General features: G+C 70.2%; 21 protein-coding genes and 1 tRNA gene. 7 read left to right on the forward strand and 15 right to left on the reverse strand.

What is annotated here, in order from left to right; all coding sequences use genetic code 11:
• Positions 1–18 precede the first annotated feature (18 nt).
• Both OG194_RS27680 and OG194_RS27685 read right to left on the reverse strand, forming a co-directional pair.
• Entirely contained in the window at positions 19–2,547 is a 2,529-nt protein-coding gene (locus OG194_RS27680; RefSeq protein ID WP_327403501.1) for an ABC transporter permease, read from the reverse strand.
• A gap of 119 nt (positions 2,548–2,666) precedes the next feature.
• Positions 2,667–3,437, reverse strand: a complete 771-nt coding sequence (locus OG194_RS27685) for an ABC transporter ATP-binding protein (RefSeq protein ID WP_327403502.1) — start codon at positions 3,435–3,437, stop codon at positions 2,667–2,669.
• A gap of 438 nt (positions 3,438–3,875) precedes the next feature.
• Here OG194_RS27685 and OG194_RS27690 point away from each other — a divergent pair.
• The 3 genes from OG194_RS27690 to OG194_RS27700 all read left to right on the forward strand — a co-directional run bounded on the left by OG194_RS27690 (position 3,876) and on the right by OG194_RS27700 (position 6,407).
• Positions 3,876–3,962: transfer RNA gene (locus OG194_RS27690), tRNA-Leu, on the forward strand.
• A 189-nt stretch (positions 3,963–4,151) separates the two neighbouring features.
• Positions 4,152–5,348 carry a 4-hydroxybenzoate 3-monooxygenase gene (locus OG194_RS27695; protein WP_327403503.1) on the forward strand — a complete coding sequence of 399 codons (1,197 nt, stop codon included), beginning with the start codon at positions 4,152–4,154 and terminating at the stop codon, positions 5,346–5,348.
• A 171-nt stretch (positions 5,349–5,519) separates the two neighbouring features.
• Positions 5,520–6,407: a Bax inhibitor-1/YccA family protein gene (locus OG194_RS27700; RefSeq protein WP_327403504.1), complete on the forward strand. Its 888-nt coding sequence runs from the start codon at positions 5,520–5,522 to the stop codon at positions 6,405–6,407.
• Positions 6,408–6,502: 95 nt separating this feature from the next.
• On the opposite strand, the gene OG194_RS27705 is transcribed toward OG194_RS27700, so the two are convergent.
• Positions 6,503–6,733 (reverse strand): DUF4287 domain-containing protein, encoded by a 231-nt coding sequence (locus OG194_RS27705; RefSeq protein ID WP_026151524.1) that lies wholly within the window; start codon positions 6,731–6,733, stop codon positions 6,503–6,505.
• Between the two features lie 102 nt (positions 6,734–6,835).
• Between OG194_RS27705 and OG194_RS27710 the strand changes: the two genes are divergently transcribed.
• Positions 6,836–7,147 carry a hypothetical protein gene (locus OG194_RS27710; RefSeq protein ID WP_327403505.1) on the forward strand — a complete coding sequence of 104 codons (312 nt, stop codon included), beginning with the start codon at positions 6,836–6,838 and terminating at the stop codon, positions 7,145–7,147.
• A 210-nt stretch (positions 7,148–7,357) separates the two neighbouring features.
• On the opposite strand, the gene OG194_RS27715 is transcribed toward OG194_RS27710, so the two are convergent.
• From OG194_RS27715 to OG194_RS27725, 3 genes are all read right to left on the reverse strand, one after another.
• Positions 7,358–8,146 carry a hypothetical protein gene (locus OG194_RS27715; RefSeq protein ID WP_327403506.1) on the reverse strand — a complete coding sequence of 263 codons (789 nt, stop codon included), beginning with the start codon at positions 8,144–8,146 and terminating at the stop codon, positions 7,358–7,360.
• Positions 8,147–8,420: 274 nt separating this feature from the next.
• A complete protein-coding gene (locus OG194_RS27720; RefSeq protein WP_019064020.1) occupies positions 8,421–9,641 on the reverse strand; it encodes an acetyl-CoA C-acetyltransferase in 1,221 nt (406 codons plus the stop codon).
• A gap of 215 nt (positions 9,642–9,856) precedes the next feature.
• Entirely contained in the window at positions 9,857–10,897 is a 1,041-nt protein-coding gene (locus tag OG194_RS27725) for an SGNH/GDSL hydrolase family protein (protein WP_327403507.1), read from the reverse strand.
• 146 nt (positions 10,898–11,043) lie between these two features.
• Here OG194_RS27725 and OG194_RS27730 point away from each other — a divergent pair, with 146 nt between their 5' ends.
• The gene (locus OG194_RS27730; RefSeq protein WP_327403508.1) at positions 11,044–12,435 is read left to right on the forward strand and encodes a cystathionine beta-synthase; all 1,392 of its coding nucleotides are present in this window, start codon (positions 11,044–11,046) and stop codon (positions 12,433–12,435) included.
• A 348-nt stretch (positions 12,436–12,783) separates the two neighbouring features.
• Here OG194_RS27730 and OG194_RS27735 read toward each other — a convergent pair whose 3' ends face one another.
• Both OG194_RS27735 and OG194_RS27740 read right to left on the reverse strand, forming a co-directional pair.
• Positions 12,784–13,662: a helix-turn-helix transcriptional regulator gene (locus tag OG194_RS27735; protein WP_327403509.1), complete on the reverse strand. Its 879-nt coding sequence runs from the start codon at positions 13,660–13,662 to the stop codon at positions 12,784–12,786.
• Positions 13,663–13,672: 10 nt separating this feature from the next.
• Positions 13,673–13,894, reverse strand: coding sequence for a hypothetical protein (locus OG194_RS27740; RefSeq protein ID WP_327403510.1), 222 nt, complete (start codon positions 13,892–13,894; stop codon positions 13,673–13,675).
• Positions 13,895–14,036: 142 nt separating this feature from the next.
• Here OG194_RS27740 and OG194_RS27745 point away from each other — a divergent pair, with 142 nt between their 5' ends.
• Complete coding sequence (locus tag OG194_RS27745; protein ID WP_327403511.1) at positions 14,037–14,795, forward strand: SDR family oxidoreductase; 759 nt, start codon at positions 14,037–14,039, stop codon at positions 14,793–14,795.
• Between the two features lie 9 nt (positions 14,796–14,804).
• On the opposite strand, the gene OG194_RS27750 is transcribed toward OG194_RS27745, so the two are convergent.
• From OG194_RS27750 to OG194_RS27780, 7 genes are all read right to left on the reverse strand, one after another.
• Positions 14,805–15,242 carry a hypothetical protein gene (locus OG194_RS27750; protein WP_327407226.1) on the reverse strand — a complete coding sequence of 146 codons (438 nt, stop codon included), beginning with the start codon at positions 15,240–15,242 and terminating at the stop codon, positions 14,805–14,807.
• 19 nt (positions 15,243–15,261) lie between these two features.
• Positions 15,262–16,860: a SulP family inorganic anion transporter gene (locus OG194_RS27755; RefSeq protein WP_327403512.1), complete on the reverse strand. Its 1,599-nt coding sequence runs from the start codon at positions 16,858–16,860 to the stop codon at positions 15,262–15,264.
• Between the two features lie 58 nt (positions 16,861–16,918).
• The gene (locus tag OG194_RS27760; protein ID WP_327403513.1) at positions 16,919–17,599 is read right to left on the reverse strand and encodes a carbonic anhydrase; all 681 of its coding nucleotides are present in this window, start codon (positions 17,597–17,599) and stop codon (positions 16,919–16,921) included.
• Between the two features lie 125 nt (positions 17,600–17,724).
• Positions 17,725–18,660 carry an ABC transporter substrate-binding protein gene (locus OG194_RS27765; RefSeq protein ID WP_327403514.1) on the reverse strand — a complete coding sequence of 312 codons (936 nt, stop codon included), beginning with the start codon at positions 18,658–18,660 and terminating at the stop codon, positions 17,725–17,727.
• Between the two features lie 19 nt (positions 18,661–18,679).
• The gene (locus OG194_RS27770) at positions 18,680–19,342 is read right to left on the reverse strand and encodes an ABC transporter permease (RefSeq protein ID WP_327403515.1); all 663 of its coding nucleotides are present in this window, start codon (positions 19,340–19,342) and stop codon (positions 18,680–18,682) included.
• Positions 19,342–19,983 (reverse strand): ABC transporter permease, encoded by a 642-nt coding sequence (locus OG194_RS27775; RefSeq protein ID WP_327403516.1) that lies wholly within the window; start codon positions 19,981–19,983, stop codon positions 19,342–19,344. The genes OG194_RS27770 and OG194_RS27775 overlap by 1 nt, the downstream gene beginning before the upstream one ends.
• A complete protein-coding gene (locus tag OG194_RS27780; protein ID WP_327403517.1) occupies positions 19,980–21,014 on the reverse strand; it encodes an ABC transporter ATP-binding protein in 1,035 nt (344 codons plus the stop codon). The genes OG194_RS27775 and OG194_RS27780 overlap by 4 nt, the downstream gene beginning before the upstream one ends.
• A 142-nt stretch (positions 21,015–21,156) precedes the next feature.
• Here OG194_RS27780 and OG194_RS27785 point away from each other — a divergent pair, with 142 nt between their 5' ends.
• Complete coding sequence (locus tag OG194_RS27785) at positions 21,157–22,695, forward strand: aromatic amino acid ammonia-lyase (RefSeq protein WP_327403518.1); 1,539 nt, start codon at positions 21,157–21,159, stop codon at positions 22,693–22,695.
• Positions 22,696–22,698: the final 3 nt, after the last annotated feature.

A 22,698-nucleotide genomic window follows, 5' to 3' on the forward strand; every position in this document is an offset into this window, starting at 1 on the left:
GCCCCAACTCATGCTCTGCTACTCGGACTTGATGGCCGACAGCATGTTCAGCTTGGCCGCGCGCCGGGCCGGCCACAGCGCCGCCAGGACGCCGACCGTGCCCGCGAGGAGCAGGAAGAGCGCCATCCGGGCCCAGGGGATGACCAGTTCGTAGGTCGCCATCTTCGCGCCGATCAGTTCACCGGCCGCCCAGCCGAAGAACACGCCCAGTCCGATGCCGAGCACCCCGCCGAAGAGCGAGATGACCAGGGACTCCAGCCGGACCATCCGCTTGATGCCCTTGCGGTCGAGGCCGATCGCGCGGAGCATCCCGATCTCCTGGGAGCGCTCGAAGACCGACATGGCAAGGGTGTTGATGACCCCGAGCACCGCGACGATCACCGCCATGGCGAGCAGGCCGTAGACCATGTTGAGGATCAGGGTGAAGACCTGCGCGATGCTGTCGGAGAGGTCCTTCTTGTCCTGGACCTTGACCGCCGGGTTGGAGCCGAGGGCCTTCTCCAGCTTGTCCTTCGTCGAACTCGACGCCCCGTCGGCGGTCTTGACCAGGATCTGCATGTCGGCCGGGTCGGTCTGGTGCGGGGCGAGCGTCGCGTTGTCGAGCATGATGCCGCTGATCAGCGCGTTGCCCTCGTAGACCGCGGAGACGGTGAGCTGCTGCGCCTTGCCGTCCTCGTAGTGCGTGGTGAAGGTCGAACCGGCCTTCCAGCCATAGGACTTGGCCGTGTCGTCGTCCACGACGACCTGCGAGCCGGCGACCTTGAAGGTGCCGCTGTCGACCTTGAGGTCGGTGAGCTTGCCGATGGCGGAGCCGTTGACGCCCGTCAGGAACTCGGACTCGCCGTCGATGCGCGAAGGGGCGTTGCGCAGCGGGCTGCTGGCGGTGATGCCGGAGGTGGTGGTGAGGGTCTTGTCGACGTCCGGGGAGAGCTGGTTGCCGTTCGCCATCGAGACGATGTAGTCGGCGCTGATCGCGGAGGACGCCATCTTGTCGATCGCCTGCTGGAGGCTGCCCGCCATCACCGTCATGCCGGTGATGAGGGTGAGGCCGATCATCAGCGCGGAGGCGGTGGCGGCGGTACGGCGCGGGTTGCGCACCGAGTTCTGGCGGGCCAGCTTGCCGGAGATCCCGAAGATCCGCAGGACCGGGGCGGAGGCCGCGATCAGCGGGCGCGACAGCAGCGGGGTCAGGATGAACACGCCGATGATGAGGAGAACGGCGCCGAGGCCCATGGGTGCCTGGCCGTCCGAACCGCTCATCGTGGTGGCCGCGATGACGACAGCGACGCCCGCGCCGGAGAACAGCGCGCCGAGGGTGTTGCGCAGGACGAGCGACTTGGTGGTGGCCGTCGCGTGCAGGCTGCTCATCGCGGCGACCGGCGGGATCTTCGCGGCGCGGCGGCCGGGCAGCCAGGCGGCGAGCATGGTGATGAGGATGCCGACCGCGAGGGCGCTCAGAACCGTGTTCGAGGTGATGACCAGCGGGCCGTCCGGGACGGTCGCGCCGATCGTGCCCATCAGGGCGCGCAGCCCGGCGCCGATGCCGATACCGGCGAGCAGACCGGCCACCGCGGCGATCGCGCCGACGACGAACGCCTCAAGGAGGACCGACCGCGTGACCTGTCGGCGCGAGGCGCCGACGGCGCGCAACAGGGCCAGTTCCTTGGTGCGTTGGGCGACCAGCATGGTGAAGGTGTTGGCGATGATGAAGGTGCCGACGAAGAGCGCGATGCCGGCGAAGACCAGCAGCCCCGACTTCAGCCCGCTCATCGAGGAGGCGATCTGCTCGGCCTGGTCGTCGGCGAGCTTCTTGGCGGTGGTGGTCTCGGTGAGGCCCTTCGGCAGGGCACTGTCCAGCTGTGCCTTCAACGCGGCCTGACTGGTCCCGGCCGCGGCCTTCACATCGATCTCGTCGTACGTCCCCGCCTTGCCGAACAGCTTCTGCGCGGTCGCGGTGTCGAAGAGGGCGAGGCTGCCGCCGGCGGCGACGTTGCCGTCGTCGGTGGTGAAGATGCCGGTGATCTTCGGGGTCAGCACCGGGCCGTCGACCGAGATGCGCACGGTGTCGCCGACCTTGTACCCGGCGCGCTCGGCAGTCTCGGAGTCGATGGCGACTTCGCCCGAACCGTGGGGCGCGGAACCGGAGGTGAGGGGATAACGGGCGTCCTTGCCACCCCAGTAATTCCCGCCCTCGGACTGGAAGCCGCCGCCGATGAGCTTGCCCTTCTTGTCGGCGATGGCGGTGAAGCCGTTGACGACCCCGGTCGCGGACGCGGCCCCCGGCACCTTGGCGCTGGTGTCGAGCATGGCCTGGGTCAGCTCGGGCGTCTTGCCGACCGTGTCGCCCTTGTCGTCCTGGTACTTGGCCTGGACGGCCACGTCGACCTGGTCGAAGCCCTTGGCCGAGCTGTTCTGGAACGCGTTCGAGATGGTGTTGGTGAAGACCAGGGTCCCCGACACGAACGCGACGCCGAGCATCACGGCGAGCACGGTCATGAGGAGCCGGGCCTTGTGCGCGAGTACGTTGCGCAAGGCGGTACGGAACATGGGTTGTCTCAGTCCAGGTCTACGAGGGTCGAAGCGGGGCGGCGAAATCGGGGGCCCTGGCGGTGAAGTCGGTTGCCGGGGCCGCGGGTTGAGGGACCGTCAGGAAGATCCGCCGAACGTCAGCTGGTGCGGACCTTCGCGTCGAACTGCTTCATGCGGTCCAGTACCGAGTCCGCCGTCGGCTCGTAGACCTCGTCGACGATGCGGCCGTCCGCGAGGAAGACCACCCGGTCCGCGTACGCCGCCGCGACCGGGTCGTGGGTGACCATGACCACCGTCTGGCCCAACTCCCGTACGGAGTTGCGGAGGAAGCCCAGCACCTCGGCGCCGGAGCGCGAGTCCAGGTTTCCGGTCGGCTCGTCGCCGAAGATGATGTCGGGGCGGGAGGCCAACGCCCGTGCCACGGCGACGCGTTGCTGCTGGCCGCCGGAGAGCTGGGACGGCCGGTGCTTCAGCCGGTCGGCGAGACCGATCATCGTGATCACCGAGTCCAGCCACTGCTTGTCCGGCTTGCGGCCCGCGATGTCCATCGGGAGCGTGATGTTCTCCAGGGCCGTCAGCGTCGGCAGCAGGTTGAACGCCTGGAAGATGAAACCGATCTTGTCCCGGCGCAACTTCGTGAGCTGCTTGTCCTTCAGGGAACCCAGCTCGGTGTCACCGATGCGCACGGAACCGGACGAGAAGGTGTCCAGGCCGGCCACGCAGTGCATCAGCGTGGACTTGCCGGACCCCGAGGGGCCCATGATCGCGGTGAACTCGGCCTGCCGGAAGGCGATGGAGACCCGGTCGAGGGCGACCACCTGGGTCTCGCCCTGTCCGTAGATCTTGGAAAGATCCGTGGCACGCGCGGCCACGGATGTGGTCCGGTCGGCGATGGGGGTGGTGGTCACGGAGGGCGCTCCTGTCGGGACGACGGTATTGCTGGATACGCCACCCATCCTCTCTGCCCCATCGCGCCGTGTAGTCAGCCGCTGTTCCGGTTCCGGGGGCAGCCTTCAGTCGGACTGCGCTCAGCGCTGTCATACCTGGGGATGAGGATCACCCCCGAGGCGACCCCTGGGGCGACCCCCGAGACGGCGCCTGGGCCCACCTCTGTGAACGATCACGTCAAGAACCGGTGGAGCACCCTCGTTCGGGCGGTGAAATTCCGTCATTCCGCATACGAGGCACCAGATCGCACGCAAGGCTGTTGGCAAGTGCTGATGGCGCATTCCGTGGTCTGATGCACCCTCAGACATCAATAAAATAAGACAACATCGGTCCGCCTGCCCGCTGTTGGGGACGCGCGTCCCGATAGGCTCGTGACCTCGATGCGGAGCCCACGGCCTGCCCGGATGGTGGAATGCAGACACGGCGAGCTTAAACCTCGCTGCCCCTTCGCGGGCGTGCCGGTTCAAGTCCGGCTCCGGGCACCATCGCAGTTACTCGGCGTGACGCACGGGAACGGTGAGTTGCCGTAGCGTCCCCTCGGTGGTCCTCGCCACCCCCTTCCCGACCGTTGACAGGTGGCCCGTGCGGTCGGAGACTTGAGTCGTACCGATCAAGTGAAGAGAATTTCACCAGGCGAACCCAGGTGACTGTCGCCCGCTCGAAGGGAACGTCCGATGCGTACCACCGTCGGCATCATCGGAGCCGGCCCCGCCGGTCTCCTCCTCGCCCGGCTGCTGCACAACGCCGGGATCGACTCGGTCGTGCTGGAGAGCCGGGACCGGGAGTACGTCGAGCACCGGCAGCGCGCCGGGATCCTGGAGCAGGGCACGGTCGACGTGCTGCGGGCGGCCGGCGCCGGTGAGCGGATGGACCGGGAGGGGCTGCGGCACGACGGGATCGAGCTGCGGTTCGACCGGAAGCGGCACCGCGTCGACTTCCCTGCCCTCACCGGCGGCCGTAGCGTCACGGTCTACGCGCAGACCGAGGTGTGCAAGGACCTGATCGCCCTTCAACTCGCCGACGGCGGACCGCTGTTGTTCGAGGCGGAGGCGCTGGAGGTGGAGGGCGCGGACACCGACCACCCCCGCGTCCGCTTCCGGCACCAAGGCCGCGAGGACGTCCTCGACTGCGACTACGTCGTCGGGTGCGACGGCTTCTGGGGCGTCGCCCGCAACGCCATCCCCGCCGAACTCACCCGCGTCTTCGAACGGTCGTACCCCTACGCCTGGCTCGGCATCCTCGCCGACGTCGCGCCCTCCCACGACGAGCTGGTCTACGCCCGCCACGAGCGCGGCTTCGCCCTCCTCTCCATGCGCTCCCCGTCCGTCTCCCGTCTCTACCTCCAGGTGGAGGAGGGCGCGGACGCGGAGGGCTGGAGCGACGACGACATCTGGGCCGAACTGGAGCGCCGGTTCGAGACGGAGGACGGCTGGAAGCTCGACCGCGGTCCCATCACCCAGAAGTCCGTCACCCCCATGCGGTCGTACGTCCATGAGCCCATGCGCCACGGCCGGCTCTTCCTCGCCGGGGACGCCGCGCACATCGTGCCGCCGACCGGAGCCAAGGGGCTCAACCTCGCCGTCGGTGACGTCGTCACCTTCGCGAGGGCGCTGACGTACAAGAAGGAGACGGGGAGCGAGGAGCGGCTCGACGGGTACTCCGCCACCTGTCTGCGGCGGGTGTGGCAGGCCGAGCGGTTCTCCTACGACATGACGAGCCTCCTGCACCGCGCGCCCGACGCGACGCCCTTCGAGGGGCGGCTCCAACTGGCCCGGCTGGAGCGGATCGCGGCGTCGAAGGCGGCCGAGACGGATCTTGCCGAGGCGTACACCGGGTTCCCCCTGGATGAACAAGGAGACGGGCGGAGATAAGGGGGCTCTAAGGGGGGCGTCACGGCTTGGTACCAGTGTTCGCACGGCGTGCGATCCACCGCGTACCTTGTCAGGACGAGGGGAAGATCCTCCCCAAGAGGTAGGGTCAATCCTTTGCCTACCTATTACTCTTGAGCCCAAGGCCGCGCGAGGCGGCCATGGAGGAGTGAAATGAGGAGCAGAAACCCGGTCTTCTCGCGACGGGGGTTCAGCCGCGACAACGGCTACGCGGGCTTCAACACCGCGCCGCAGGCCGGGGGCCCCGCCGTGGGCACGCAGGGCAACCCCTACGCGGGCGGTAACCCGTACGCGCAGAACCCGTACGCCCAGCAGGACCTTCAGCAGGGTGCACCGCCGCAGGCCCCGGCCACCACCGGCCGGATGACCATGGACGACGTCGTCCTGCGCACCGGCACCACCCTCGGCACGCTGATCGTGACGGCCGCCCTCGCCTGGGCGCTGCTCCCGGTCGACGACGCCAACATCAACCGTTCGTACGGCATCGGGATCGGCGCCGCGCTGGTCGCGATGGTCCTGGCGTTCGTCCAGTCCTTCAAGCGCAAGCCCGTCCCGGCGCTGATCCTGTCGTACGCCGCACTGGAAGGCGTCTTCCTCGGCGTCGTCTCCAGCGTCGTCGACAACCGCATCGCGAGCGGCGCGGCCATGCAGGCCGTGATCGGCACCATGGCGGTCTTCGCCGGCGTGCTCATCGCGTACCGCGCGGGCTGGATCCGCGTGAACCGCCGGTTCTACGGCTTCGTGATGGCGGCCGCGCTCGGCTTCGTGATGCTGATGGTCGTGAACCTGCTGTTCTCGGTGTTCGGCGGCGGTGACGGCCTCGGCTTCCGCAGCGGCCCGCTCGGCATCTTCTTCGGCGTCGTCGGCATCATCCTCGGCGCGTGCTTCCTCGCCCTCGACTTCAAGCAGGTCGAGGACGGGATCGCCTACGGCGCGCCCAAGGAAGAGGCCTGGCTCGCGGCCTTCGGGCTCACGCTGACGCTGGTGTGGATCTACATGGAGTTCCTGCGACTCATCTCGATCCTCAACAGCAACAACTAGCGGACAGCGGTCACGTCTGTAGTGCGCGAAAGGGCCCCGGGTTCGTTCCCGGGGCCCTTCGTCATGTCCGTGATGGGTCGGTCCGTGGTGCGCGCCTAGAGCAGTTTGCGCGCGGCCCTCCTCAGGTCGTACTCGTGAATGATCGCCTTGGCGTGGCCGTACGCGAGGTCGTGCTCGGCGCGGAGCCAGCTGACCTTCTCCTCGAAGCGGAAGAGGGCGGGGCCTTCGTCGACGGTGCGCAGCCAGTCGGACACTTCACGACCGGTGCAGTGAGGGATGCGGGCGAGCATGTTGCGGTGGGTCTCCTGGGAGAACACTTGGGACATCGGCGCCTCCGGACGCATGGGGTGTAAGCCGGTCCTTCAAGTCACCGTGCCTGAGCGTTCGCCCGTTGGCAACAGTCCCGGTACGGCGCGTAGTCTCGCGGCGTGGTGGATACGACGCGGTTGACTCAAGCGGTGGATCACTTTGCGGATCGGCTCAGGGCTGCGCCGCAGAGCCGATTGCAACGGGGCGCTGCCGCTGAGGCTTTGGGGCTGGCCAGGGAGTTCGCCCTGTGGGCGCAGCGGGTCGAGGATCCCTTGGGGGTGCCTCGGGAGATGCCGGATGCGGGGATGTTCGCCGCGGCGGATCAAATCACCGTTGCTGTGCATGACTTGGCGGTTGTGCTGGTGAACGACGCAGAGGTCGAGCGGGCGGTGGGGTTGGTCGCGGAGGCGCAGAAGAGGGCGGGGGTCTGAGGTTCGTTGGCGGCCTGCGGTGCGTCGTGGCTGGTCGCGCCCGCGCGGCGGAGCCGCAGATTGGCACAGTCCCGCGCCCCTAAAGACCGCCGGCCCGCCGTTTGCGGCTTGCGGTCTGTCGCGCGCGCCCCTGAAAACGTACGCCCGCCGTGTTCTTTTAGGGGCGCGGGGAACTGCGCGACCAGCCCCCACCGGGCCCGTACTCGACGGTCAAAGTGACGCTATGACCCTGTCCGCCAGGATGTACACGTTCTCCTCGCCGCACGCGAAGGTCAGGGTGTAGGCGCCCGAGACTCCGGAGCCGCCCAGGAGGAACGGGGTTTCGCCGGCGTGGAGGGCCGCTGCTAGGCGTTCGGCGGTTTCGCGGTGGCCCGGGGTCATGCAGAGGGTGGTGCCGTCGGCGAAGACGTAGACATCGAGGGTGCCCAGGGGGCCGGGGCGGACGTCGGCCAGTTCCACGGCGGACTCGGCCAGCTCTTCCAGCGTCGCCACCGTGCGTTCGTGGTCGTTCGCCACCGGTGACTGGGCCGGGACGAAGTCCGGGTGGGACGGGTGGCGGCGGCGGGCCGCGGCCAGTTCGGGGGACTCGCCGGCGAACTCGTCGGCGTCCGCCGAGAACTCGGTGACCGGCTCCAGCGGTTCGAGGCCCACGAAGTCGCTCTGGCGGGGCAGGAACAGCTCGCTGTCGGGCAGACCCAGCAGGGTCGGCACCTCGGTGTCGCGGGACTCCTGGGCGGCCCAGAAGGCCCGTGCCTCGGCCAGTTCCCGCTCCCGCTCCTCGGCCAGCGCCTCGGCCACGGCCGCGCGTATCTCATCCGCGTCGGTGTGGCTGCGGGCGGCGGGCACGAGCGCCCGTACGGCGGCGGCCCGGCCCTCGGCCAGTTCGGTGTGCAGGTCCGCCACCTGTCGACGGAGCACCAAGAGGGTGCGCAGGACGGCGACGCCCACGGCGCCTGTGGCGGCCGTGGTGAGCAGCAAAGCGATCGGCATGGCGCTCACTGACGTACTCCCGGTTCAAAGTCGACCCCCGACTTCCTACATCAGCTTGAAGGGCGGACTAACCAGCTGTCAGTGCGTAACGTCACGAAACGGGCAGGACTTTGGGCCCGATGTTTGGTGGTGAAACGGTCCTGACCTGGGAAAATCCTTCTTCGAAGGGAGATAGGTCACATCCTGGGGGAGATTGGATCACAAATCGGCCCAGAACCCAGGTGGTTACTGGGTTCCGGGCCAAGTGGTGACGCAAAGTTCCCGCGCGATTACGGGGAGTTGGTCAGCTGAGGCGCTCGATGACCATCGCCATGCCCTGGCCGCCGCCGACGCACATCGTCTCCAGACCGAACTGCTTGTCGTGGAACTGGAGGGAGTTGATCAGCGTGCCGGTGATGCGGGCGCCGGTCATGCCGAAGGGGTGGCCGACGGCGATCGCGCCGCCGTTCACGTTCAGCTTCTCCAGCGGGATGTTCAGGTCGCGGTAGGACGGGATCACCTGGGCGGCGAACGCCTCGTTGATCTCGAACAGGTCGATGTCGTCGACGGTGAGACCGGCGCGGCCCAGCGCCTGCTTGGACGCCTCCACCGGGCCGAGGCCCATGATCTCGGGGGAGAGGCCGGAGACGCCGGTCGACACGATCCGGGCGAGGGGCGTGAGGCCGAGCTCGCGGGCCTTCGTGTCGCTCATGATGACCACCGCCGCGGCGCCGTCGTTCAGCGGGCAGCAGTTGCCGGCCGTGACCAGGCCGTCGGGGCGGAACACCGGCTTGAGGCCGGAGACGCCCTCCAGGGTGACGCCGGCGCGCGGGCCGTCGTCCTTCGACACGACCGTGCCGTCGGGCAGCGTGACCGGGGTGATCTCGCGCTCCCAGAAGCCGTTCTTGATGGCTTCCTCGGCGAGGTTCTGCGAGCGGACGCCGAACTCGTCCATGTCCTGGCGGGTGACGCCCTTGATCCGGGCGAGGTTCTCCGCGGTCTGGCCCATCGCGATGTACGGGTCGGGGAGCAGGCCGTCCTCACGCGGGTCGTGCCAGGTGGAGCCCTCGGACGTGGCGGTGGCGACGGTGCGCGCCTGCGCCTCGTCGAACAGGGGGTTCGTGGTGCCCGGGAGGCCGTCGGAGCTGCCCTTGGCGTAGCGGGAGACCATCTCGACGCCGGCCGAGATGAAGACGTCGCCCTCGCCGGCCTTGATGGCGTGCAGGGCCATGCGGCTGGTCTGGAGGGACGAGGAACAGTAGCGGGTGATCGTGCAGCCCGGCAGGTGGTCCATGCCCATCTGTACGGCGACGATCCGGCCGAGGTTGTAGCCCTGCTCGCCGCCGGGGAGGCCGCAGCCGAGCATCAGGTCCTCGATGAGCTTCGGGTCCAGCTCGGGGATCTTGGCGAGGGCGGCCTGGATGATCGTGGCGGTGAGGTCGTCGGGGCGCAGGTCCTTGAGGGAGCCCTTGACGGCGCGGCCGATGGGGGAGCGGGCGGTCGAGACGATGACGGCTTCGGGCATCACGGCTCCATTGGCGTACGTACGGTGATGTGCGGGGCTTCTTGGGAAGTTACCCGTACGTATGGCGCAGGTCACGGGGATCGCGGTGTGACCCTGGCCGCAGTTTTCTAAGCGCTTGCTTGGGCCTCCGGCGGATGAGCGGGCGGGCCGGTGGGGGCGGGCGTCCCTGGGGGCTGCGTCCCCAGACCCCCCGTCGGCCCCGAAGGGCCTCGTCCTCAAACGCCGGACGGGCTGGAGGGGGTCGCCGCCTCCGGCTCCGGTACCCGCCTCCTCTTCCGCCGCTTCAGCAACGCCCACGGCCCCCGCGGCCCCGTAGGCATCGCCGCCGTGACCTCCGTCCCCGCCTCCGAAGCCGCCTCCGCGGCAGCCCGTGCCACCGGCAGGAAGCCCTCTCGGCGGGACGCGTCCGGGCGGTCCTCCTCGGCCGGCCAGAGGCCCAGCGCGGCGCACACGGTCGGGAGGATGGCCATCGCGGCGGTCGCGTAGCCCTCCGCCGAGGGGTGGAAGTTGTCCGGGCCGAACAGCTCGCGGGGGTTCGCCGCGAACTCGGGGCCCAGCAGGTCGCCCAGCGACACCGTGCGGCCGCCCTGCTCGACCGTGCCGATCGTCTGGGCCGCCGCCAGCTGCCGCGAGGCCCGGCGGGCCAGCCAGCGCAGCGGCTGCTGGACCTGCTCGACCGTCCCGAGGTCGGGGCAGGTGCCGACGACCACCTCGGCGCCGGCCGTGCGCAACCGTCGTACCGTCGCCGACAGATGGCGGACCGATCTGGTCGGGTGCATGCGGTGGGTGACGTCGTTCGCGCCGATCATGATCACGCAGACGTCGGGCACCCGGGTGGTGTCCGCGAGGGCGAGCGCCACCTGGCGGTCCAGGTCGTCGGACTGGGCGCCCGGGAGGGCCACGTTGTGCAGCTCGACCGGGCGTTCCGAGACCGCCGCGAGCCCGGACGCCAGCAGCGCGCCCGGGGTCTGGGCCGCCCGGTGGACACCCTGGCCCGCCGCCGTGGAGTCGCCGAGCATGGTCAGCCGGATCGGGGGTTCACCCGGGGTGTCGTAGACATGTCCGTACCGGCCGTCCGCGCTCGGCACATGGTTGCTGCCCGGCGCATGGTCGTTGCCCACATGCCGTTTCACGAAGCGGACCTCGGCCAGCACCAGCCCGATCGCCGCCGCACCCACCAGTCCGACCCCGCCACCGCCGTACGCCGCACCGGCCGCGATCCGCCGGGCCACCCGCGCCCTCGACATCCTCGTCATACGTCGCCGCCACCTCCTCTAAGCCGTCATCCACTCCTTGCCCCGAACAGCACGTCGTCCAATCTCAACGGGCGGTGAACGTCATTTCCGGGCCTTACGCTGACAGGACCATTCACGACACTTCTTTGCAGCAACCGGAGACAACGGTGCAATTCCACGACTCGATGATCAGCCTCGTCGGCAACACCCCGCTGCTGAGGCTCAACAGCGTGACCGCGGGCATCCAGGCGACCGTTCTGGCCAAGGTGGAGTACTTCAACCCCGGCGGATCCGTGAAGGACCGCATCGCGCTGCGCATGATCGAGGCGGCCGAGAAGAGCGGGGAGCTTCAGCCCGGCGGCACCATCGTCGAGCCGACCAGCGGCAACACCGGCGTCGGCCTGGCCATCGTCGCCCAGCAGAAGGGGTACCACTGCATCTTCGTGTGCCCCGACAAGGTGTCCACCGACAAGATCAACGTGCTGCGCGCGTACGGCGCCGAAGTGGTCGTCTGCCCGACCGCGGTGGACCCCGAGCACCCGGACTCGTACTACAACGTCTCCGACCGGCTGGTCCGCGAGACGCCGGGCGCCTGGAAGCCGGACCAGTACTCCAACCCCAACAACCCGCTCTCCCACTACCACTCGACCGGCCCCGAGCTGTGGCAGCAGACCGAGGGGAAGATCACCCACTTCGTCGCGGGTGTGGGCACCGGCGGGACCATCTCCGGCACCGGGCGCTACCTCAAGGACGCCAGCGAGGGCCGGGTGCAGGTCGTCGGCGCCGACCCCGAGGGGTCCGTGTACTCCGGCGGGTCCGGGCGGCCGTATCTCGTCGAGGGCGTCGGTGAGGACTTCTGGCCGACCGCCTACGACCGGACCGTCGCCGACGAGATCGTCGCCGTGTCCGACAAGGACTCCTTCCAGATGACCCGCCGGCTGGCCAAGGAGGAGGGGCTGCTCGTGGGTGGCTCCTGCGGGATGGCCGTCGTGGCCGCTCTGCGGGTCGCCGAGCGGCTCGGCCCCGACGACGTCGTGGTCGTGCTGCTGCCCGACAGCGGTCGTGGGTACCTCTCGAAGATCTTCAACGACGAGTGGATGGCCGACTACGGCTTCCTGGAGGACGAGGGTCCCAGCGCCCGCGTCGCCGACGTCCTCAACGACAAGGTGCACGGCGCCATCCCGTCCCTCGTGCACATGCACCCGGAGGAGTCGGTCGGCGAGGCCATCGAGGTGCTGCGCGAGTACGGCGTCTCGCAGATGCCGATCGTGAAGCCGGGCGCCGGTCACCCGGACGTCATGGCGGCGGAGGTCGTCGGCTCGGTCGTCGAACGGGAGCTGCTGGACGCCCTGTTCACCCAGCGCGCCTCGCTGACCGACCCGCTGGAGAAGCACATGTCGGCCCCGCTGCCGCAGGTCGGCTCCGGTGAGCCGGTGGGCGACCTGATGACCGTGCTGGGCGGCGCCGACGCGGCGATCGTCCTGGTCGAGGGCAAGCCGACCGGTGTCATCAGCCGGCAGGACCTGCTGTCCTTCCTCGCCAAGGGCGGCAAGCAGTAGCAAAACGTCCGGTGAACGGCCCGTGTCGACGGCGACTTTGCGGTTGCCCACCAAAACGGTGGACTTCGCGGAAGTGGTACGAGGGCGTCACGTCCACGCAGCACACGCTTAACAAGCGTCGGGCAGATTGGTGGATGTCGGCAGGGCGGGAGCGGCTCCCCGCCTCGCCGACACAAAAACGGCGTCACGGACCTCCGGAGCGGCTCCCGGACCTCCACCGACGCCTAGGACGCGCACGCCTGGCCCTGACCCGGCACGCGTCCCTCGCGGGGACCGCCGTCGTCCCGCCCTCCCGGCAACGGGGGGTGCGGCGGTCCCCGCGCATAGCTTTTTCTCCGGCCACACCGGCTACGGCCTCGCAGACCCCGTAGGTCCCGCGGGCCCCGTGGTGGCCCAACTCCCCAGCAGCGCAAGGCGCTCCGCCGTCTCCGAACCCGGCTCCGGTGTGTAGACCACGATCGTCTGGTCCAACTCCCCCGGTACCGCGAGTGTTTCGTACGGCAGCGTCAGCAGGCCCGCGACCGGATGCCGGACGCGCTTCACGCCGTAGGCGCACTCCTTGACCTCGTGGTCGGCCCACAGGCGGCGGAAGTCCTCGCTCCGGAGGGAGAGTTCACCGACCAGGGCACTCAGCTCCGGGTCGTCGCCGCGGCCCGAGGTCACCCGCAGGTTGGCGACGGCCTGTGCGGCGACCGCGGTCCAGTCGGGGTAGAGGTCGCGCGAGGCCGGGTCGAGGAAGACGTGGCGCGGGATGTTGCGCACGGCGGCGGGCATGGCGCTGAAGCCGCTCAGCGCGTCGGCGAGCGTGTTCCACGCCAGCACGTCCATCCGCGGGCCGAGCACGAACGCCGGCATGCGGTCCATGCCGTCCAGCAGCACCTGGACACCGGGGCGGACCCGGGGCGCGGGCGTCCGGTGCTTCTTCCCGCGCTGGGGGCGGGCCACCGTGCGCAGGTAGGCGTGTTCCGTGTCGTCCAGGCGCAGGACGCGGGCGATCGCGTCGAGCACCGCGTCCGAGACTCCCCCAGACTTCGTCCGGGAGGGGCCCCCAGGCCCGCGGCCCTGTTCCAGCCGGATGTAGTAGTCGACGCTCACCCCGGCCAGCTGCGCCACCTCCTCGCGGCGCAGCCCGGGGACGCGACGGCGCCCGTGCGAGGGCAGCCCCACCTCCTCGGGCTGGATACGAGCACGGCGCGAGCGCAGGAAGTCTCCGATGTCCCCGTCCATGGGTTCGATGCTAGTGCCGCGTTCGAGGCGGGGAGAGGGCGGCGAGGGCCTGGGTCACGGCGGCGGTGACCTTCGGGTCGTGGGCGGCCGGCTGGATCTGCGCGTCGCCAGGATGTTCCCGTTCGAGCGGGTCGCCGAAGCGCACACCCTGCTGGCGCAAGGTGGTTTCCGCGGCGGCATCGTCCTGGTCGCCGATCAGGCGGAAGCCGAGGGGCGAACCAGGGGCGGTCACCCCACCACACCCTCGCCCGCTTCCCAACCTGGTACTGCCAGACCCAGGAAAAACGCATCCCTGGGTAGCCCCGACGCACCGGACCAGTGTGGTGGGTGCCGCCGGGGAACCGCCCCGGTGGCACCCATCACAGGAGCACCTCATGTCGTACGAGAATCTGGCCGGCCGTACCGCCGTCGTCACCGGGGCCGCCAGCGGGATCGGCCAGGCTGTGGCCGTTCAACTGGCCGCGAACGGGGCGCGGGTGGCGCTGCTGGCCCGGCGCGGGGAACGGCTGGACGCGATCGTCGGGAAGATCCGGGCCGACGGGGGACAGGCCCTCGCGGTCGTCGCCGATGTCACCGACGACGCGTCCGTGGAGGCGGCCGCCGTGCGCGTCCACGAGACGTTCGGAGGCGTCGACCTGGTCGTGAACGCCGCCGGTGTCATGCTGCCGCACCCCGTCGACGACGGGCGGATCGACGAGTGGCGGCGGATGCTCGACACCAACGTGACCGGCGTCCTGCGCGTCATCCGCGCCTTCACCGGGGACCTGGCGGCGGCCGGGGAGGGCAGTACCGCGGACCTGGTGAACGTCTCGTCCATCGGCGCGCACGTCATGTTCCCCGGTTACGCGGTCTACGGCGCCACCAAGGCCGCCGTCACCTACATCTCCCAGTCGCTGCGCTCCGAGTTCGGGCCCCGTGACGTGCGGGTCACCAACATCGAGCCGGGGCTGACCGACACCGAGCTGGGGACGCACGTCGGCAGCCCCGAGATGAGCGCCCAACTGGACGAGCTGTTCGGGGCGTTGGGCGGACTGTCCGCCGAGGAGGTCGCCGACGTCGTGGCCTACGCGGCGAGCCGCGCCCGGCACGTCAATCTGCGGCAGATCGTGGTGCTGCCGACCCGCCAGGCGTGACCGGCACGGTCAGTCCTCCCACGCGTCGTCATCGGACCGGGAGGACCCACGGCGTCGGCCGCCGAAGAGGCCCGGGTTCGTGCGGGCGGCCTGGACGGCGTTGACGCCGACGATGCCGGCCCAGGCCACCAGGAGGCCGGGGAGGTGGGCGATGCCGCCGCCGATCGCGGACAGCGGGATCGCCAGGACCATCGAGACGATGCCGAACCCGAAGCGTTCGCCCCAGGAGTCGTTGGCGGCCTTCGGCCCGCGGGAACCGCGCGCCACCACCATCTGCTGCTCGGCCATCTGCCGGCGCACCCGGCGCTCCACCGCGCCGTCGATCCGCTGGTCGACCTTCTCCAGGAACGAGTCGACCAGCGCCGACTCGTACTCGTCGCCGAGTTCCCTGCGCGCTTGCAGGGTGGCGTTGAGTTCCTTCTTGAGTTCGACGTCGTTCGCGTCCATTCCCGTCATGCGACTCAGATTAGGGAGCCGCCGCGCCCGCTGCACTGGGGATAGCCCCCCTGTTGGACGTCGGGTTCACCGGGAGCACCCCGAGCGACTCCAGCACCCGGCGATGACCGTGCTCGACGCCCGTGATGCTGACCTCGATACCCCGGTCCCGCAGCTCGCCGACCGCGTCCTTCAGCGCGAGCGCGCCCGTCGCGTCCACCGCCGTCAGCCCCGACAGCCGCAGGTCCACGGCCGTCACGTCCTGGACGTCGGCGAGGCTGCGGCGGAAGCGGTGGGCGGCGGCGAAGAGGAGCGGGCCGTCGAAGCGGTAGGTCACCGTGCCTGCCGCGCCCGGGAGTCCGTCGGTCGTGGCCGGGGTCAGGTGGGTGCCGCGCATCGCCGCGCGCAGGGCGAGCAGGACCGAGACGCCGAGGCCGATCAGCACCGCGCGCACCAGGTCGAGGGCGAGGGTGCCGGCCGCGGTGAGGACCAGGACCAGGGCGTCGCCGTGCGTCGAGCGGGCCATCGCGCGGACCGCGTCCGTCTCCACCATGCGGATCGCCGTCGCCAGCAGCACTCCGGCCAGCGCGGCCAGCGGGATACGGCCCACCAGCGGCGCCGCGACCGCGACGATCCCGGCGAGGATCACGGCGTGCGCGAGGGCGGCCAGGCGGGAGGTCGCGCCGGTGCGGACGTTGACCGCGGTGCGGGCGATGGCGCCCGTGGCCGGGACTCCGCCGAACAGCGGGGCCGCGAGGTTGGCGATGCCCTGGCCGAAGAGTTCCTTGCCGGGGTTGTGCCGTTCACCGGGCCGCATCGCGTCCGCGACGGAGGCCGACAGGAGGGATTCGAGGGCGGCCAGTGCCGCCACCGCCGCTGCGGGGAGCAGGAGGGACGGAACCCGGGAGACGTCCAGGAAGGCGAGGGACGGCGCCGGGATCGACGCCGGGAGCGTGCCCAGCCGGGTCACGTGCAGGTGCAGCGCCTCCGAGACGATCGTCGCCACGGCAACTGCCGCCAGGGAGAAGGGAACCGTGGGCTTCCAGCGCGCCCCGGCCAGCATCAGCGCGGCCGAGCCGAGGGCCAGCAGCAGCGCGGCCCAGTGCGGGGTCGCGTCGAACTCCTCCGCCGCCCGGGCCGCGACCACCGCGACCTGGTCACCGCTCGGGGTGGGCACGCCCAGCGCCGACGGCACCTGCTGGAGCCCGATCACACACGCGATGCCGATCGTGAAACCGGCGATCACGGGTGCGGGGACGTAGGCCATCGCCGCTCCCGCGCGGGCGAAGGCGAGCACGAGGAGCATGAAGCCGGAGATCAGACCGACCGTCAGGACGCCGTTCGCGCCGTACTCGTGGACGATCGGGACGAGGACCACGGTCATCGCGCCGGTCGGCCCGCTGACCTGGCGCGCGGAGCCGCCGAACAGCGCGGCGAGCGAGCCCGCGACGATCGCGGTGATCAGGCCGGAGGCGGCGCCGAGACCGGACGTCACCCCGAAACCGAGGGCGAGCGGGAGCGCTACGACGGCGACCGTGAGGCCGCAAAGGAGGTCGCGGCGAGGGGCGCGGGTCATGGTGCGGAAGTCGGCGGGGGAGGGCAGGACGGAGAGCACGCCGTTCATGTTCATGAGCTTCTTCGCGTCAGGAGCGTGGGGGGAAGTGGGCTTGCGGCAGCGGGAGTTGGGGCTACGGCAGCATCGACACGAGCCCCGTGTCGAGGTCGAAGCGGGCCGCGACGACATGCGCGGAGGTGAAGGCGGGGTCGGCGCGGATCGCGTCCCGGACCCAGGCCGTGTGGGCCCGCATGGTGTGCTCGGCCCAGTCGCCGGGCAGGGCGCGGGTGCGGCGCGCGGCCGGGCTGATCTCGTCGACCAGGAGGGCGAGATGACCCGGGACGGGGGCGCCGGTCTCCAGGTGCGCGAGGGTCGCCGCCACCGCGCCGCAGCGCTCGTGGCCGAGCACCAGCACCAGGGGGATGCGCAGTTCCTCCACCCCGTACTGGATGGACGCGAGCACCGCCTCGTCCAGGACCTCGCCGGCCGTCCTTATGCACAACAGGTCGCCGAGGCCCTGGTCGAAGACCAGCTCCGGCGGCACCCGGGAGTCGATGCAGCCGACGATCACCGCGAACGGGTGCTGCGCGACGGCCAGTTGGTGACGGAGTCGGCGGCTCTCGTCCGGGTGGCGGGAGTGGTCGGTGGCGTAGCGGCGGTTGCCGTCCAGGAGTTCGGCGAGCGCGGCGGGAGCGGTGGTCGGGTGGGGCGGTGGACCGACGGCGGCGGTGGCGGTCGTAGGGGTGGTCGCGGGTGCGGCGGCCAGCGCGCCGACGGCGGTGGCCGTCAGAAAGGCCCTGCGGTTCGAGGCCATGCGTTTCCTCAGGTGGTGAGCGTGAAATCACCCTACGCATGCGCCTAGTTACCCAGAGTGCCGATTTAACGACGCTTGGGTGATTCGTCGTCAGATCATCGACCGGTCATTACTTCGCCCGGCGACTACTTCGTGATGCCGTGCTGCTTCGCGTACGTGTTCGCCACGTCCTCCGGGTCCTTCTTGTCCTTGTCCACCTGGCGGTTCAGCTCGGTGAGTTGGGCCGTCGTGAGGAGGTTGCCGAGCCGCGCGAGGGCCTTGCGGACGGTGGGGTCGGCCACGCGGTCGGCGATCAGCGGGACGATGTGCTGGCTGGGGATCAGGGTCTTCGGGTCGGTCAGGACGACCCAGTCGTTGGCCTTGATGTCGGTGTCGGTGGTGAACAGGTTCGCCACGTCCACATCGCCCTTCTTCAGCGCGCCCTTCACCAACGGCCCGTCGGAATCAAGGGACTTGAACTCCTTGAACTCCACGCCGTACACGTCCTTCAGTCCTACGACGCCCACCTGACGGGTCTTCACCTCGGCGGAGGCGCCGAGGGTCAGCTTGCCGTTGTGCTTCGCCAGGTCGGCCAGTGAGGTGAGGCCGTACTTCCTGGCGGTCGCGCGGGTGACGACGAAGCAGTCCGCGTCCTCGGCGATGCCGTAGGGCAGGACCTGGAGGCCGGAGGGGAGGGCGAGGGTGAGGGCGTTCTGCATCTCGCCCGCCTCCGCGACCTTGGACTTGGGCTGGAGGTAGGTGAGCAGGGAGCCCTGGTACTCGGGGAGGAGGTCGATGTCGCCGCTCTTGAGAGCGGGGAAGACGATCTCGCGGGTGCCGAGGTTGGGGCGGACCTTGACCTTCACGCCGGCCGCTTCGAGGGCGGCGGCGTAGAGGTAGCCGAGGACCTGGTTCTCGGTGAAGTTGGCGGTGCCGATGGTGACGCCGTTCTTGCTGGAGGCGCTGCCACCGCCGCTGGAGCCCCCGCCGTCGAGCGAGGTGACGCCGCTCGCGCAGGAGGACAGGACGGGGACGGCGACGGCCGTTCCGGCGAGGGCGCCGAGGAGGGTGCGACGGTTCATTTCGGGGTTCCCGGTTTCCCTAGGCGGTGCGGTGGCGGAAGAGGAAGCGCTGGAGGCCGGAGAGGCCGAGGTCCAGGACGATGGCCACGACGGCGACGAGCACCGCACCGCCGAGCACCTGCACGAGGTCGCGCTGGGCGAGTCCGTCGAAGACGAAGCGGCCGAGGCCCCCGAAGGAGACGTACGCGGCGACGGTTGCCGTGGAGACCACCTGGATGAGCGCGAGCCGCAGGCCGGTCATGATCAGGGGGAGCGCGAGGGGCAACTCGACCTGGAAGAGGACCTGGTGGCCGCGCATGCCCTGCCCGCGTGCCGCGTCCTTCACGTCCGGGTCCACGGCCGTCATGCCGGCGTAGGTGTTCGTCACGATCGACGGGACCGCGAGGGCGACCAGCGCGATGTACACCGGCCACATGGACAGGCCGCTGGCGAGGAAGACGAGGACGACCAGGCCGACGGTCGGCAGGGCGCGGCCGAAGGAGGCGAGGTTGATCGCGAGGAACGCGCCCTTGCCGGTGTGGCCGATCAGCAGGCCGAGCGGGAGGCCGATCGCGGCGGCGATGAGGGTCGCGAGGAGCGAGTACTGGAGGTGCTCGGCGAGGCGGTGCGCGATGCCGTCCGTACCGGCCCACTGGGAGCCGCTGGTCAGCCACTTGCCGAGGTTCTTGAAGAGTTCGAACATCAGGCTCGCCGCCTCTTCCACGGGGTGAGTACGTACTGGAGGGCGACCAGGGCCGCGTCCGCGACCACGGCGAGCAGCAGGGTGAGGACCACTCCCACGATCACCGGCGTCGGGAAGTCACGCTGGAAGCCGTCGGTGAAGAGCTGGCCGAGGCCGCCGTCGCCGATGTAGGTCGCGACCGAGACGAGGGAGATCGACATGACGGTCGCGATGCGGACGCCGGCCATGATCACCGGGAGCGCGAGGGGGAGTTCGACGGTGAGGAGCGTGCGCAGGGGGCGCGTACCCATCGCCTTCGCGGCCTCCTTCGTCTTCGCGGGCACCGAGTCGAGGCCCTCGACCGTGTTCCGCAGCAGCACGACCAGCGTGTAGACCGTCAGGCCGATCACGGTCGTGGTGCGGGTCAGGCCGCTGATCGGGAGGAGCAGCACGAAGATCGCGATCGACGGGATCGTGAAGAGGACGTTCGACAGGCCGAGCAGAAAGCCTCGGAGCGGCCGGACTCGATGGGCGACCACGGCCAGCGGTAGCGAGATCAGCAGGCCGAAGAAGACGGCGGTCATCGCGGCCTGGAGGTGCGAGAGCGTGAGGCTGGTGAGGTCGTCGGTGTGGTCGCCTATCCACGACCAGTCGATGGTCACGCCGCCACTCGCGCTTCCGCATGGACCTGGCCCGCGTGGGTGTGGATGTCGTCGCGGGAGGAGACGCCGGTGAGGACGCCGGCCGCGTCGACGCGGGCGATCAGGCCGTTCGGGGAGGCGACGGACTCGTTGAGGGCGGCGAGGAGGGAGTCGCCGTCCGTCAGGGGTCGTACGGGTATCTCGGCGTCCTTCGCCGCCCAGTGGAGGGGCTTGCGCGCCTCGTCCACGACCAGGGTCCAGGTGCCGCCCTCGGGGGCCGGGCCCTGCGGGACCTCGGCGAGGGTCTTCAGGGAGAGCAGCTTGAGGCCGCGTTCGGCGCCGAGGAAGTCGGCGACGAAGTCGTCGGCCGGGCGGGCGAGGAGTTCGGCGGGGGCCGCGCACTGGACGAGGTGACCGCCGGTGCGGAAGATCGCGATGCGGTCGCCGAGCCGTACGGCTTCGTCGACGTCGTGCGTGACGAAGACGATGGTCTTGTTCAACTCCTTCTGGAGCCTGAGCAGTTCGTCCTGGAGCTGGGTGCGCACGACCGGGTCTACGGCGCCGAACGGCTCGTCCATCAGCAGCACCGGCGGGTCGGCGGCGAGCGCGCGGGCCACGCCGACGCGCTGCTGCTGGCCGCCGGAGAGCTGGTGCGGGTACCGCTTCCCGGCGTCGGCGGCGAGCCCGACGGTCTCAAGGAGTTCGGCGGCGCGGGCCCTGGCCTTCTTCCGTCCGTGGCCCAGGAGCAGCGGCACGGTGGCGATGTTGTCGAGGACGGTGCGGTGCGGGAAGAGCCCCGACTGCTGGATGACGTACCCGATGGAGCGGCGCAGTTCGGCCGCGTCCTGTTGGGTGACGTCCTTGCCGCCGACCTTGATGACGCCCGAGGTCGGGTCGATCATCCGGTTGATCATCCGAAGGGTGGTCGTCTTGCCGCAACCGGAGGAACCGACCAGTACGGTGACCCCGCCTTCCGGCATCTCCAGGGAGAGGTCGTGAACTGCTGTCGTGCCGTTGGGGAAGCGTTTGTGGACCGCGTCGAACTGGATCATGAGTTGTCCCTTGCCCGGCTGTATAACGTCATGCAGAGTTCTCGGTGTCTGAATAGTTTGTCAATGTCTCCGCGTTAATCCGAAGTAACGGATGCCCGGCAGGCAAGATCGAGTGTCCTGATTGAGGGGAGTTCGTCGACTTATGTCGTCTCAGATCGTGGACGCCTCCGATGTGGCGCTGTCCGGAGGCACCGATCTGGTCGTCCTCGACGGGGTCGGCTTCGGGGTCACCGACGTCGTACGCCTCGCCGACGGGGACGCCCGCCCGGTCCCCGGCACCGACGCGATGAAGCGCGCGACCGAGTCCTGGGACGCGGCCCGCCAGATCGCCGCGACCGGCCGCGTCTACGGCCGCTCGACCGGCGTCGGCGCCAACCGGAACGAAGACGTGCCCACGGAGGCGGCCGCCGAGCACGGGTTGAGGTTGTTGCGCAGCCATGCCGGCGCGATCGGCGACGAGCTCCCGGCGCGGGAGGTCCGGGCGATGCTCGCGGTCCGCGCGAACCAGTTGCTGGCGGGGGGCGCGGGGCTACGGCCGACGGTCGTCACGGCGCTGTGCGAGGCGCTGGAGAACGGGGTGTATCCGGTCGTCAACGAGTTCGGGTCGGTGGGGACGGGGGACATCGCGGCGCTGGCTCAGGTGGGGTTGGCGCTGGTGGGGGAGCATCCTTGGCGGAGCGTCTTCGGTGGTCCCGGTCTTGCGGGCGTCCCCGAGCCCCAACCCCTCGACAACAACGACGCGTTGGCGATGATCAGCAGCAACGCCCTCACCCTCGGCCAATCCGCCCTCGCCCTGCACGAGTTGCGGGGGCTGATCGGGGCGACCCAGGTCGTCGGGGCGCTCTCCCTCCTCGCCGTCGACGGGTCGCACGAGCCGTTCGCCGCGCCCGTGCACGCCGCTCGGCCGCACCGGGGTTCGACCGAAGTCGCCCGGCGCATGCGGGAGTTGATCGGGGCCGCCGACCGGCCCACCCCACCCCTCGGGCGGATTCAGGACCCGTACGGGTTCCGGTGTCTGCCGCAGATCCACGGTCCCGCGCATGACGCGGCGGACGCGTTGGAGGCGGTGCTCGCGATCGAGATCAACGCCGCCGCCGAGAACCCCTTCATCTCCGCCGAGGACATGACCGCCTACCACCACGGCGGTTTCTACCAGGCCCAACTCGTCCTCGCCCTGGACCACTTCAGGCTCGCGCTCACCCAGGTCGCCCGGCTGTCGACGTCCCGGCTCTCCTCGCTGAACGAGCCCGCGTTCACCCGCCTCAAGCCGTTCCTCGCGGACAACGAGGCCGCGTCTTCCGGGGTGATGATCCTGGAGTACGCCGCTGCCGCCGCCCTCGGCGACCTGCGCGCGTTCTCGGCTCCCGCCTCGCTCGGCCACGCTGTACTCTCCCGGGGCGTCGAGGAACAGGCCAGCTTCGCCTCGCTCGCCGCACGTCAGACACTGCGCGCCTGCCGCGCGTACCGTCTCGTCGTCGGCTGCGAACTGGTCGCCGCCGTACGGGCGTTGCGCCAGCGCGACCTGCGGCCCGACCCGGAACTCCCGGTCGGCCGCGCGCTGGAGCTGGCCGAATCGGTGCTCGACGACGAGACGGCGGACCGGCCGCTCACGGACGATGTGACGGCGGCGGCGGGACTGCTGGACCGGTTCACCGAGATCTGGAGGGGGAGCACGTCATGAGCG

Source organism: Streptomyces sp. NBC_01288 (assembly GCF_035982055.1).
In the GTDB taxonomy this organism is placed as follows: domain Bacteria; phylum Actinomycetota; class Actinomycetes; order Streptomycetales; family Streptomycetaceae; genus Streptomyces.